Genomic DNA, 12,451 nt, shown 5'->3' with positions numbered 1-12,451 from the left:
TTCGTGAACTGCGCTGAATTGCAGAAGAGTCAGCGATCTGGAGATCCGGGGGCGACACGAGCTGCGCAAAAGCGATTTTGAATTGCCAATCGCCAAATCTGAGAATATTTGAATTTCGGCGGCATCTTCCGCCTGAAGGCGCACAACGATGTCGATCATTCCTGCACCCGGCCCCCGGCCGACGGTTGCCAAGCTGACCACCCCGCTCGGTCGCAATCCCACTTCCTACGAGCCGGAATATACGGTCAAAAGCGACCGGGTGATCTTTTCGACCAGTCTCGACCGGGTGTTCGATTCCTGGAATCTCCACGTCTACAACCATGGCCAGATCTGGCTCGAACAGGATCTGCCGCACGCGTTTTTGATTGCTGGCGGCATTACGCGGCTGACCAATACGGGATCGATCTACCTTCACGGCGGGTCTCAGGTCCAACTCGGACGGGAGATGGATTACCTTCACAACACCGGTTCGATAATCGTCACTTCAAATAAAGGCTGGGCTCGTGGGGTCGAGAATTACGGCAATACGTTTATCGACAATTCGGGTATCTTGGCGGTCCAGTCTCTGGTCGACGATGGTCAGCCCTATTTCGGCGGCAATGCCACGGCTATCGACGTGGGCGGGCTGGAGCTGCGCAATCGCGTGGGCGGTCAGATCCTGGCAGAAGCGCCCGAACTGGCGATTGCCGTCTATGCTTCGCAATCCGCCAATCCGACGCCCGGCGTGCCGATGGTGGTCAACTGGGGGCTGATCGAAGCCAATTCGACCGGGCCTGACGGCGCATCTTTCGGCGTCTATCTCGTCAACCGCGGTTACGGCATCACGCCGATCAACAATGGCGGAACGATCCGCGCCGAATTTGCCATCTACGGTGTTTCCGACAATGGCGATGTTCCCAATCCTTCGTTCACCATTAACAATCTGTCGAGCGGCATCATCGACGGCTTGATCTGGCTCGATTACGGCAACGACAAGGTCACGAACGACGGTAAGGTCATCGGCAGCGTCTTTATGGAAGACGGCGACGATACCTATTCCGGCAGCGGCTCGGTGAGCGGCGTCGTCCACATGGGCTTCGGCAACGACAGCTAGTCGGGTTCGGCCAATGCCGATCGCGCGACCGGCGGTCGCGGCAACGATACCTTGTCGGGCAAGGGCGGCCGGGACATCCTGACAGGCGGCTTCGGCGACGACGTCATGATGGGCGATCTCGGCAACGACGGTCTCTATGGCGAATGGGGCAACGATACGATCCATACGCTTGGCGGTGACTATGTCGAAGGCGGTGCCGGAAACGACCGGATCGTGCTGGGCGATTACAGCTTCGAAAAGCTACTCGGCGGCAGCGGGTTCGATACACTCGTTATGGCCGCGGGCGCGCGCAACTTCCGCCTTTCGCAGATGAAGGCGGGTGATCGCATTTCGGGCTTCGAGCAGATCACTCTCCAGGCCAACCAGAACCTTTCGATCGACGACAAATCGGCGGCCAGCCTCGCAGGCGTTACCCCGCTGAGGATTGAAGCGGGCGCAAGCAACTCGATCCATCTCGACGGCGCGTGGACGCGCGCCGTCGACCGGACGGTCGACGGCGTACTTTACGAAGCCTGGACCAAAGGCAATGTCACGGTGCTCGTCACCGAGACTGCAACGGTCACTGCGAACTCCAGCCCCGGTTACGGCGGGTTTGACGCAGTCGCAGGCGGAACCTCGGCCCCGCGCGCCGGAAGTGCAGCCGGGCTCGATTACAGCTCGAGTGTAAATTACCTGTCGGGCCATTCGGTGCGTGACAGCGAATTTTCGGTCGAGACCGAGGAAGTTTTCTATTCGCAAGGACCATCGGTCTTCGTCCTGCACGCGTCGAACGGAACGCTGATGTCGACCCTCGTCAATCATGGCGAAGTTTACAGCATTCAGGAATTCTATTCGGCGGCATCGGCTGTCGAAAGCACCGGCAATTCCCGGGTCGAGAATTACGGCATCATCACCGCCGAACAATACGCGCCGCTGGGCGAGGAGGTGTTCTACTACCCGACGATTGCGCTGCAACTCAGCACTTACTCCGAGATTGTCAATACGGGCGAGATTCTTGCATATTCCACTGCAGGCAGCGCCATCGCCACCAATTTGGGCAGTTGGTTCGAGAACTCGGGCGCGATCTATGCCATTTCCGAATTTTCACGGGCAATCGGCGTGAACGAAATTTTCTCCGAGAACCTGAACGAGCATCACCAGACCTTCTTCAACACCGGCCTGATCTACGCAGAAGCGGGCGGTACGGGAAGGCAGGCCTGGGTCGAGAACGATAGTCTCGTGCCGGAAGACATCGCCGCGACCGGCGTCGCGGCGTATGGCTCGCTGGTCAATGACGGCGATATCCATGCGGTACTGGGAGTAACTGCCGATCCATCTCTCGAGACCGTCGGGGTGCTGCTCGTGCCGCTCTACCAGCAGTTCGACCGCAGCTATGGGGTTACCAACAACGGCACGATCGAAGGTGTCAACGCGATCGAATTCTGGAACCGCGATCACCACACCTTCCACCTGTACAACGGCTATTATCGCTATCACAATTATTGGGTCGAAAATAACGGCCTCCTGCTCGGCAACGTGCTCTTCGAAGGCGGAAACGACGAGTATGACGGGCGCAACGGCCAGGTTACCGGCACGGTCTTCGGCATGCGCGGCGACGATGTGATGCTGGGCGGCGCATTCGACGACAGTTTCGAAGGTGGCGCTGGCAGCGACATCCTGCGCGGTGGGGCCGGTAGCGACACCGCCTCCTACTCGCAGGCATCGTCGGCGGTCACTGTAAGCCTCGCGATCGCAGCGTCGCAGAATACGCAAGGCGCGGGTAGCGATCTTCTCGAAAGCATCGAGAATCTCACTGGTTCGGCGTTTTCCGACAAGCTGCGCGGCGATAGCCAGGCGAACGTGCTCATTGGCCTTGCGGGAGCCGACCGGCTGTTCGGCAATGGCGGCGAGGACAGCCTCGACGGCGGTGTCGGGAACGATTTCCTCTTCGGCGGTCAGGGCGACGATGTCATTTCTGGAGGTTCAGGGCGGGACCAGCTGTACGGCGAAGACGGTGATGACACGCTGCTGGGAGGTGACGGCAACGATGTGTTCTTCGGAGGGGCCGGCGCAGATCACATGGAAGGCGGTGCGGGCAGCGACACCTACTTCGTGGATAACGTCGGCGATGTCGTGGTCGAGGTGGCCGGAGGCTACAACACCGTTGAATCCAGCGTCGATTTCGTGCTGCCCGATCATACCCACAAACTCGTGCTGTCCGGCGCAGCGCGCGCGGGGACCGGAAACGACCGATACAATACCATCCGCGGCAGCGCAAATGACGATACCGTTTCCGGGCTCAACGGCAACGACGTCCTGATCGGCAACGACGGCAACGACGTCCTTCTTGGCGGCCGGGACAGCGACGAGATGTTCGGCGGCAGCGGCGCCGACAAGCTAGACGGCGGGTCGCACAGTGACGTCCTTTGGGGCGGGGGCGGAGACGATACGCTGCTTGGCGGTGATGGGGCGGACAAGCTCGATGGCGGTGCAGGCCGTGATCTGTTTAGCGGTGGCGCGGGAGCGGACATATTCCTGTTCCGCAACGCATCCGACATGGGGTCGAGCGCGGCGACGGCAGATCGGATTTCCGATTTCAGCCGCGCTCAAGGAGATAAGATCAATCTCTGGTCGATCGATGCCAATGCCACGCTGGCAGGCAATCAGGCTTTCACCTTCATCGGAACGTCGGCCTTCGGAAATGTGGTGGGTCAGATGCGATATGTTTCCGATGGGACTGGCGGGGTAATTGTCCAGCTGGACACCAACGGCGACGGTGTGGCGGATCATTTCCTCGCGCTCTCGAACGTTACCGACCTCCAGTCGAGTGATCTCGTGCTCTGAGGGGAGCCTTGCCGGTACCGACCTGTCGAATGCCGTTTGCGATTTGGCTGCGCGCGACTACGTTTCAATATAGTAGGCGTTGGCAGTGACGACGGCTGCTGCGACAGCCAGCGGATATTCCTGAGCGCGGCTAAGGCGTTCTGTTCCATCCATGCTTGAGTTAGTCTGCAGAACGATTTCGCGACAAGTCATCAAGCTGTGTGAATGGATAATTCCGGCCTTAGGGCGTCTTCTTGCTAGTCCGTCCAAGCTGGCTGACCGGCACCGTCTCCTTGAACGTGTGCGTGACATAAGGGAACGGTATCTCGATGCCAGCTTCATCCAGCTCGGATTTGATTGCCCGCACGACCTTGTCTTTGCTTTCCCAGCCAGAGCGCGGTGTCGCACCGGCCCACCAGCGCACGAGAAAATCGACCGAGCTGGAATTGAATTCTTGGGCAAATATATCGATTCCCTTGCTCGCAAGGACATCGTCCACGCCTTCGACGGCGCGACGTATCACTGTTGCGGCATGATCGAGATTGGTGTCGTAGGACACGCCCACGACTAGATCGTGTCTGCGTTGCTCGACATCGGTAAGAATCTCGACCGGGTTCTTGAACAGGATGGAATTAGGCACGACCGTCAATTCTCCTGACAGCTTACGCACGTGCGTTTCGCGCAGCGTGATATGCTCCACCTTGCCGGTAATGCCTTCGCATTCGATCACGTCGCCGATCTGCATCTTCTCGCGCAGCATGATGAGAATGCCCGCGAAAAAATTCTCGAAGATATCCTGAAATGCGAAACCGATTGCAACCGCGCCAATACCGAGACCTGCAAGAAGACTCGCGAACGTAAGGCCAGGCATCACGACGACGGCAGCGACGAAAATCCCGACCAGCCAGATGCTCAACTTGACCACCGTGTCGACAAGGTTTTTCAGGCTCGACCGTATCTCGGTCCGCCCGACGATCATGTCCGAAATGCGGGCTCCAAACCGTGCAACGATCCAGGTGAGCAGCAGGATGATCAGCGCGATCGCGAGGTTTGGCAGGGCCTCGACGAAGCCTTGGCCCATATCCTGCAACTGATCGCGCAGCGTTTCTATGTAATTCACGGCAGGCTCCCTTTGCGGGCCAACGTTATGCACCGCAGCAGGTTCCTAAATGGCGGAAATTCGGCCTTAGCGGAGATTAACCGTTCTTGTGTTCCTTGCGGGCAAGTTCATGCAGCCAGTCAGCATGCCGCGGAGCCTTCTTGGTCTCGCTCCATTCGTCGAGCATCAACGGGGCGACACGCTTCAGTTCGGCATATTGTTCGTCTGTGCCGATGTCGGTCGCCAGTTCGACGCGGTGGCCGTTGGGATCGAAAAAGTAGATCGACTTGAAAATGCCGTGATGGGTCGGCCCCAGTACCTCAATGCCAAGGCTCTCAACATGCTCTTTTGCAGCTTGGAGTTCGTCCTCGCTAACTACCCTGAAAGCGAGATGCTGGACCCACGCGGGCGTGTTCTCGTCGCGGCCCATGTCTTTCTGGTTCGGCAGCTCGAAGAAAGCGAGGATGTTCCCGTTACCCGCGTCGAGAAAGACGTGCATGTAGGGGTCATACTCACCGGTCGAAGGAACGTGATCTTCGGCAAAGGCGGTGGTGTAATCCATGCCCAGTACCTTGCCGTACCATTCGACAGTTTCTTTGGCATCCTTGCAGCGATAAGCCGCGTGGTGAACACCGCCCAGTTTGATGGGATGACTGCTTACATCGTTCATTCCGCAGGCTCCGTCTCGACCGACTTGGCATCCTCGACGCTGAGAGCGCCGCGCTTGATCTGGTCACGCTCCATGCTTTCGAACAGCGCCTTAAAATTGCCTTCGCCGAAGCCTTCATCGCCCTTGCGCTGGATGAACTCGAAGAACACCGGGCCCACCTGGGCTTCGGCAAAGATCTGGAGCAGGAGGCGGGGCTGGCCACCTTCGGTTGTTCCGTCGAGCAGGATGCCGCGCATCTTCAGCTGATCGACGTCTTCGCCATGATCGGGCAGGCGTTCGGCCAGCATTTCGTAATAGGTCTCGGGCGGCGCGGTCATGAAAGGCACACCCAGTTCCTTGAGGTTGTCCCAGCAACCGACAAGGTCATCGCAGATTAGCGCAATGTGCTGAATGCCTTCGCCGTTGAACTCCTTGAGGAACTCCTCGATCTGGCCCTTTCCGCCTTCACCTTCCTCGTTGAGCGGGATGCGGATCTTGCCATCGGGCGCTGTCAGCGCCTTGGAGGTAAGACCGGTATACTCGCCCTTGATGTCGAAGAAGCGGATTTCGCGGAAGTTGAAGAGCGTTTCGTAATAGTCCGCCCAATACTTCATGCGGCCATTGTAGACGTTGTGCGTAAGGTGATCGATCACGTTGAAGCCCGCGCCGACCGGGAATTTCTCCACTCCGTCAAGATACTCGAAATCGATGTCATAGATCGACAATCCTTCACCACCTTGGTCGGAATAGCGGTCTATGAGATAGACGATCGCCCCGCCGATCCCGCGGATGGCGGGGATGCGGATCTCCATCGGGCCCGTGTCGACGACGACAGGTTCAGCACCGCGTTCCAGGAGTTCCTCATAAGCCTTCTTCGCGTCGCGTACGCGGAAACCCATCCCGCAGGCGGAGGGGCCATGCTCGCGGGCAAAGTACCAAGCCGCGCTACGTGGCTCGTAATTGATGATGAGGTTGATCCCGCCCTGACGCAACAGGTGAACGTCCTTGGAGCGATGCCTAGCAACATTTATGAAACCCATGGCTTCGAAAACCGGTTCAACCACACCTCGCTCGGGGGCACAGAATTCGACGAATTCGAAGCCGTCGAGACCGATGGGATTTTCGAAAAGGTCAGACATGGGCATCCTCTGTTTGGCAAATTAGTTTCAATAGAAACCAGTTACGGGTTTTGGCTCGCATTGTCAAGATTGCAACGGATCGGGAAGGGGCGGGGTTCCAACGCTCGATTGGGCCCTCAGTTGACCGCTAACCGCCGGATTCCACGCGAATTCCGCTTGCCACGAAAGGTTAACTGTGATTCTGTGCGCACCATGAGGCGGGCAAGCAGATTCGACGTAATCCGGAAGCAAAAGGCGGCGCAAAATGCGGCGCTTGCCGTGCTGCTCATTATAGGCGGTCTTGCGGTTGCCGGCCCCTCGGGACTACTCGCGTGGAGTGAAAACCTCCGTCTGCTCGACCAGCGCGAAGCCCAGCTTGCCGCTTTGCAGGAAGAGCGCGCTGCGCTGAAGAACAAGGTAGCGCTACTCCATCCCGACCATGCGGATCCGGATATGGTGGGCGAACTTTTGCGCAGCCAGCTCAACGTCGTTCATCCCGACGAAGTCGTCATCAAACTCGACGACTGATGTCCTGCACTGGGGTGTAACCCTGCGGTTCCGTAAGGTTTTCGTATGCAAGCCACACGCACCGTTGCGCTGCCCTTAAGGCTGTGCCTATAGGCGCAACACCATTCCTCCCCGGAAGAACAAGGGACAATTGTTTTGGCCAAGCCCCCCAAGAACAAGACGCCGCAAAGCCCCGCGGAAAACCCGGAATTTGCGCTGCACTCGCTCCAGAAAGAGTTCGAAAAGTCGAAGCGCTATGATGCATCGTCCGAGCAACTGCGGCAGTTCTACGAGCAGATGCTGCTTATTCGCCGGTTCGAAGAGCGTGCCGGGCAGCTTTATGGCCTAGGGCTGATCGGGGGCTTCTGTCACCTCTACATCGGTCAGGAAGCGGTCGCGATCGGCCTGCAGTCGGCACTCGATGGTGACAAGGACAGCGTGATCACCGGCTATCGTGATCACGGCCACATGCTTGCCTATGGCATCGATCCGAAAGTCATCATGGCCGAACTCACCGGTCGCGAGGCTGGGATTTCGAAAGGTAAGGGCGGGTCGATGCACATGTTCTCGACCGAGCATAAATTCTATGGTGGCCACGGCATTGTTGGCGCTCAGGTCGCGCTCGGAGGCGGGCTCGCGCTGGCGCATCAGTATAACGAGGATGGCGGTTTGTGCCTGGCCTATTTCGGCGACGGTGCGGCAAACCAAGGTCAGGTGTACGAAACGTTCAATATGGCGTCCTTGTGGAAGCTGCCGATCGTGTTCGTGGTCGAGAACAACCAGTACGCCATGGGTACGGCAGTCGGGCGCTCCAGTGCAGAGACGGAGTTCTACCGCCGAGGCACGGCATTCCGCATCCCCGGCATGAAGGTGAATGGCATGGATGTGCTCGAGGTGCGCCAAGCCGCCGAGATTGCCTTCAAGCATGTGCGCGAGGGTAGGGGGCCGGTCCTGATGGAATGCGAAACCTATCGCTATCGCGGGCACTCCATGTCCGACCCGGCAAAGTATCGGACGCGCGAAGAAGTGCAGGACATGAAGGACCACAAGGATCCGATCGAGGGCCTGAAGAAGATCCTGATCGAGCAGGGCAATAGCGAGGACGAGTTGAAAGCCATCGACAAGGACATTCGCAAGGTCGTCAGCGAAGCGGCCGACTTTGCGGAGAATTCTCCCGAGCCCGAGGCGTCCGAACTCTACACGGACGTGTTGGTGGAGGAGTATTGAGTCATGGCTATCGAAATCAAGATGCCCGCGCTTTCGCCTACTATGGAAGAAGGCACGCTCGCCAAGTGGCTCAAGCAGGAAGGTGATGAGATCACCGCCGGCGACATCATCGCGGAAATCGAAACCGACAAGGCGACGATGGAATTCGAAGCTGTCGACGAGGGTACGCTGAGTAAAATCCTTGTGCCCGAGGGCGCCGAGAACGTGGCCGTAGGAACAATCATCGCGATGCTGGCGGGCGAGGATGAAGACGCTTCCGATATTACCGCAGAAACTCTCGCGACCAATGATGCTTCCGGAGAAGGCAAGGACGTAGGCCGGGAATCGTCCGAGGCCGAAATCACCAAGCCGGCGAAAAAATCCGGCGCGACAGACCCCGAAGTTCCGCACGGAACCAACATGGCGACCGTTACTGTGCGCGAAGCCCTTCGCGATGCCATGGCCGAGGAAATGCGTCGCGATGAACGCGTCTTCGTAATGGGCGAGGAAGTCGCCCAGTATCAGGGCGCCTACAAGGTGACGCAAGGTCTGCTCGATGAGTTCGGTCCGAAGCGCGTGATCGATACGCCGATCACCGAATATGGTTTCGCCGGCATCGGAACGGGCGCTGCCATGGGCGGACTGAGACCGATCGTGGAGTTCATGACCTTCAACTTCGCGATGCAGGCGATCGATCACATCATCAACTCGGCAGCCAAGACCAATTACATGTCTGGCGGCCAGATGCGCTGCCCGGTCGTATTCCGCGGCCCCAATGCCGCCGCGAGCCGCGTCGGCGCACAGCACAGCCAGAACTACGGCCCCTGGTACGCCAGCGTCCCTGGCCTGATCGTCATCGCACCTTATGACGCCTCGGACGCCAAGGGCCTGCTGAAGGCCGCGATCCGGTGCGAGGACCCCGTCGTCTTCCTTGAGAACGAGCTGGTCTACGGTCGCAGCTTCGAATTGCCCGAACTGGACGACCATGTCCTTCCGATCGGCAAGGCGAGGATCGTGCGAGAAGGTTCGGACGTGACGATCGTCTCTTACTCAATCGCTGTCGGACTCGCACTGAAAGCAGCCGCGGAACTGGCCGACGAAGGCATTGATGCCGAAGTGATCGATCTGCGCACGCTACGTCCTCTCGACAAGGAGACCGTGCTGGAGAGCCTCAAGAAGACCAATCGCCTCGTCATCGCCGAGGAAGGTTGGCCAACGTGCTCGATCGCATCGGAAATAGTGGCAATCTGCATGGAGGAAGGTTTCGACCATCTAGATGCACCGGTTACCCGTGTGTGCGACGAGGACGTGCCGCTTCCTTATGCTGCGAACCTTGAGAAGTTGGCGCTGATCGACACGCCGAAAATCGTCAAGGCGGCGAAGAAGGTTTGCTACCGGGATTGATGCGATAAGCCCTCCGCAAGCGAATCGGCGGCAGGCTGTTGATCGACTGCGTTCGTTATTCGTCGATGACGAAAATCGGGCGCGAAAAGGTCATTTGCTTGCTGGTAAAATCGAAGAACGGCATCACGTTCGGCGGCGTATACGTTAGGGTCATCGTCTTCTCGTGGGTTCCGTGGACCCTAGGGTTGACTACCGGCGTGACCGTCACGTCGATGCTGTCGTTCAGCAAGTAAGGTGAAGATTGCGCAATCGCGACCGCTTTGGTCTGGATCGCGTTATCGCTAATCTCGTTTTGCCGCATATATTCAATCACGGCAAAGCGCGCTGTATCGGAAGCGATGCCACGCAGTGAATTGTGAGCCTGCATGCTGACCCCGATCTGGATGGCAGCGAAGAAAAGTCCGAGCACCACCGGCGCCAGGAGGGCAAATTCGATAATAGTCGCCCCGCGTTTGTCAGCTCGAAGGGTTCGCCAGAACAGATCTTTTCTCATGATATCTGAACCCGCCGCGTAAGGTCGTAATTAACCGTCTGCCCAACGCCGAAATCCGTCCAAATTGGTGTGTACCAATCGGCAATTTCTATTTCGACAAACTCGGAGATAACCGCGCCAGTGGGGCAGGTGGTTATATCCACAACAAGAGAAGCGTCGGAGTTGCACCGATACTTCTTGGCGAGCGTGACTTTATCAGGAGGCAGACCTGTCGAAGTTTCGATAATTTCTTCCAGTTTATCGATATCGCTTTGTTCTTCTGGGAGGCTAGCAAGCACGATGGAGCCCGCTTCTGCCACAGCGATTTGCAATTCGTTATTTCGGGATACAAGTCGACTGACCTCGAACCCGCCGAGACAGAGCATGATCAAAACCGGTAGGACGATTGCTGTCTCTATAACCATCGACCCGTTCCGGTCCCCTCCAAGGGCGTCGAGCTTTCCGAGAATCCGGGTCACGAGACCAACCTCACCCGGGTACCACCTTCGCCGACCACGATATCGTGGGACTTGCCGGCGGGACACAAAGTTGTGAGGTCTGCTGTACCGCTGACCTGTAGAGTTTTCGTGGCAATCATCATGCACTCTGACGACGCATTCGGCGTGCCTGCAATCTTGAGATCGCTATTTGGCATGTAGATGATTCCGTTGAGATCGAGTCCCGAATTTCCGGTGATCTTGCTGCCAGAACTGCCCTGCGATTCCGGGTCTTCGAAGATCAGCATATCTTCCATACGCTCGGCATCGTCAGATGAGACGCCTACGGCGATTAACTCAGTCGTCGTCATGGGTGTGAGATAAAGGCCTCCGCCACCATTGATGTCGATGCCCGCGCCGTTCTTTAGCACGAACATGACGCCTGTGCCGGTAAGCGAGACTCCCCCATTAATCTTTAGCGTTCCGCCATCAATTACATAAACCCCCCCTGCCATGTTGAGATCGCAGCCGACGTCGAAGTTCGAATAGGTGCCCGGCTGAAGATCGGTGCTGACAGAGAGATTGACCTTGTTGGCGTAAGTGAAACTGGTGGTCGTGATCTTCTCGATATAGATTCTGTCAGGGCCACTACCGGCAATCTGGCTCAAATTATCGTGGACCGCCGGCTGGGAAAAATCATTGGGCTCGCTCATGAAAGATGCGGCAATCTCTGTCGGGTAATCCTTGGTGTAGGGATTTTGCGCACCTTCACCGGAGTAACTGATGGCGCCCGCTGACGCCGCTGAGCTCTTGTTCTTTCCTCTGTAATATTTGAACGTGACACCATCTGACTGTGTCTCGTCAGCCTGCCACGAAGCTGTCGCCTTCCCGCAACTTATCGACCGGGGAGTCGTGTTGTCTGGGGGGGTCAGGGCTTCCCATGGGTCCACCATATTGGCGTAATTTTCGACAACCTCGGCGTTAGCAAATGCGCCCATCCCGTCGTCGATCGTCCCTCCCGCTACTACCCAATTGATGTTTTGTGCACCGCCGCTACCGTTGGTGACAATTGCGTTCTCGGCATTTGAGCGCGCGCCAACTCCGCAGGCAGCGTCTACAGTCGGGCCCCCATTGAACCACATGGTACGGGGGGAAGTGGGATCGAGGGAGTATAGGCAGGCAGTAAATTGTTGAGTAGTTTGCCAGATCGCCTGTGCCTTCACCGCGATTGTCATCCCATCTCCCATCACCAGTTCGGTAAAGGGGAGGGAGGCGGATACTGTGGCGTCGACCACCACACTGCTGTCAGCAGTGCCATCCCAATCGTCCAACTCGACGTTGTGAGTGAGCAGATAGTCCTTAGTCACCGAAAGGTTGACATGAAATTCCTGACGAGCCCGGGTTTCATATTCCGTACCTGTGTCGCCGTTGCCGCGAGCCCACGCGCCAGCGAGCGCGCTCTGGTCGACCGCGTACTGCGCCTCCCGTTTCCAGGTGTAGTACTGAGCCATGTCCACACCGAGGCCTGCGGAGCCGAACAGAACCGGCGCACCCATCGCAACGAGCAGGAGAGCATTTCCGCTTGTGTCGGCTTTGAGCCGGCGCATTAATTCGGTGAAGCCCATAAATCCCAACTTTCCTCAAACGGTTCGAGTCGAACGTGC

Annotated in this window: 11 protein-coding genes and 1 pseudogene; 6 read left to right on the top strand and 6 right to left on the bottom strand. The window is 57.8% G+C overall.

What is annotated here, in order from left to right; all coding sequences use genetic code 11:
* Positions 1 to 148: 148 nt before the first annotated feature.
* The 3 genes and pseudogenes from GRI69_RS09655 to GRI69_RS16360 all read left to right on the top strand — a co-directional run bounded on the left by GRI69_RS09655 (position 149) and on the right by GRI69_RS16360 (position 3,916).
* The gene (locus tag GRI69_RS09655) at positions 149 to 1,093 is read left to right on the top strand and encodes a hypothetical protein (protein ID WP_160728073.1); all 945 of its coding nucleotides are present in this window, start codon (positions 149 to 151) and stop codon (positions 1,091 to 1,093) included.
* Between the two features lie 15 nt (positions 1,094 to 1,108).
* Positions 1,109 to 1,261, top strand: a pseudogene (locus GRI69_RS16275) (calcium-binding protein); the annotation flags it as partial.
* Between the two features lie 105 nt (positions 1,262 to 1,366).
* Entirely contained in the window at positions 1,367 to 3,916 is a 2,550-nt protein-coding gene (locus tag GRI69_RS16360; RefSeq protein ID WP_337191056.1) for a calcium-binding protein, read from the top strand.
* Between the two features lie 220 nt (positions 3,917 to 4,136).
* Here GRI69_RS16360 and GRI69_RS09645 read toward each other — a convergent pair whose 3' ends face one another.
* The 3 genes from GRI69_RS09645 to hppD all read right to left on the bottom strand — a co-directional run bounded on the left by GRI69_RS09645 (position 4,137) and on the right by hppD (position 6,782).
* Complete coding sequence (locus GRI69_RS09645) at positions 4,137 to 5,015, bottom strand: mechanosensitive ion channel domain-containing protein (protein WP_160728071.1); 879 nt, start codon at positions 5,013 to 5,015, stop codon at positions 4,137 to 4,139.
* Between the two features lie 76 nt (positions 5,016 to 5,091).
* Positions 5,092 to 5,664, bottom strand: a complete 573-nt coding sequence (locus tag GRI69_RS09640; protein ID WP_160728070.1) for a VOC family protein — start codon at positions 5,662 to 5,664, stop codon at positions 5,092 to 5,094.
* Positions 5,661 to 6,782: a 4-hydroxyphenylpyruvate dioxygenase gene (hppD, locus tag GRI69_RS09635; RefSeq protein WP_160728069.1), complete on the bottom strand. Its 1,122-nt coding sequence runs from the start codon at positions 6,780 to 6,782 to the stop codon at positions 5,661 to 5,663. The genes GRI69_RS09640 and hppD overlap by 4 nt, the downstream gene beginning before the upstream one ends.
* A 258-nt stretch (positions 6,783 to 7,040) precedes the next feature.
* Between hppD and GRI69_RS09630 the strand changes: the two genes are divergently transcribed.
* From GRI69_RS09630 to GRI69_RS09620, 3 genes are all read left to right on the top strand, one after another.
* Positions 7,041 to 7,289, top strand: a complete 249-nt coding sequence (locus GRI69_RS09630) for an FtsB family cell division protein (RefSeq protein WP_337191052.1) — start codon at positions 7,041 to 7,043, stop codon at positions 7,287 to 7,289.
* Between the two features lie 135 nt (positions 7,290 to 7,424).
* Complete coding sequence (gene pdhA / locus GRI69_RS09625) at positions 7,425 to 8,495, top strand: pyruvate dehydrogenase (acetyl-transferring) E1 component subunit alpha (RefSeq protein ID WP_202391945.1); 1,071 nt, start codon at positions 7,425 to 7,427, stop codon at positions 8,493 to 8,495.
* Positions 8,496 to 8,498: 3 nt separating this feature from the next.
* Entirely contained in the window at positions 8,499 to 9,878 is a 1,380-nt protein-coding gene (locus tag GRI69_RS09620) for a pyruvate dehydrogenase complex E1 component subunit beta (RefSeq protein WP_160728067.1), read from the top strand.
* A gap of 55 nt (positions 9,879 to 9,933) precedes the next feature.
* Here the strand turns inward: GRI69_RS09620 and GRI69_RS09615 are convergent, their stop codons facing one another.
* From GRI69_RS09615 to GRI69_RS09605, 3 genes are read right to left on the bottom strand one after another with little or no spacing between them, the layout of a single operon-like run.
* Positions 9,934 to 10,371 (bottom strand): TadE/TadG family type IV pilus assembly protein, encoded by a 438-nt coding sequence (locus GRI69_RS09615; RefSeq protein ID WP_160728066.1) that lies wholly within the window; start codon positions 10,369 to 10,371, stop codon positions 9,934 to 9,936.
* Positions 10,368 to 10,829: a TadE/TadG family type IV pilus assembly protein gene (locus GRI69_RS09610; protein WP_160728065.1), complete on the bottom strand. Its 462-nt coding sequence runs from the start codon at positions 10,827 to 10,829 to the stop codon at positions 10,368 to 10,370. Before GRI69_RS09610 ends, GRI69_RS09615 begins: the two co-directional genes overlap by 4 nt.
* Positions 10,826 to 12,412 (bottom strand): TadE/TadG family type IV pilus assembly protein, encoded by a 1,587-nt coding sequence (locus GRI69_RS09605; protein ID WP_160728064.1) that lies wholly within the window; start codon positions 12,410 to 12,412, stop codon positions 10,826 to 10,828. The genes GRI69_RS09610 and GRI69_RS09605 overlap by 4 nt, the downstream gene beginning before the upstream one ends.
* Positions 12,413 to 12,451: the final 39 nt, after the last annotated feature.

It is taken from the genome of Qipengyuania vulgaris (assembly GCF_009827325.1).
GTDB lineage: Bacteria > Pseudomonadota > Alphaproteobacteria > Sphingomonadales > Sphingomonadaceae > Qipengyuania > Qipengyuania vulgaris.
The sequence above is the reverse complement of the archived record's forward strand: the minus strand, read 5'-3'. Positions and strand labels throughout refer to the sequence as shown.

Bases quoted from the DNA above. Each gene is read 5' to 3' on its own strand.
- GRI69_RS09655 (WP_160728073.1), top strand. From the start codon at position 149: ATGTCGATCATTCCTGCACCCGGCCCCCGGCCGACGGTTGCCAAGCTG.
- GRI69_RS16360 (WP_337191056.1), top strand. From the start codon at position 1,367: ATGGCCGCGGGCGCGCGCAACTTCCGCCTTTCGCAGATGAAGGCGGGT.
- GRI69_RS09640 (WP_160728070.1), bottom strand. From the start codon at position 5,664: ATGAACGATGTAAGCAGTCATCCCATCAAACTGGGCGGTGTTCACCAC.
- hppD (WP_160728069.1), bottom strand. From the start codon at position 6,782: ATGTCTGACCTTTTCGAAAATCCCATCGGTCTCGACGGCTTCGAATTC.
- GRI69_RS09620 (WP_160728067.1), top strand. From the start codon at position 8,499: ATGGCTATCGAAATCAAGATGCCCGCGCTTTCGCCTACTATGGAAGAA.
- GRI69_RS09615 (WP_160728066.1), bottom strand. From the start codon at position 10,371: ATGAGAAAAGATCTGTTCTGGCGAACCCTTCGAGCTGACAAACGCGGG.
- GRI69_RS09605 (WP_160728064.1), bottom strand. From the start codon at position 12,412: ATGGGCTTCACCGAATTAATGCGCCGGCTCAAAGCCGACACAAGCGGA.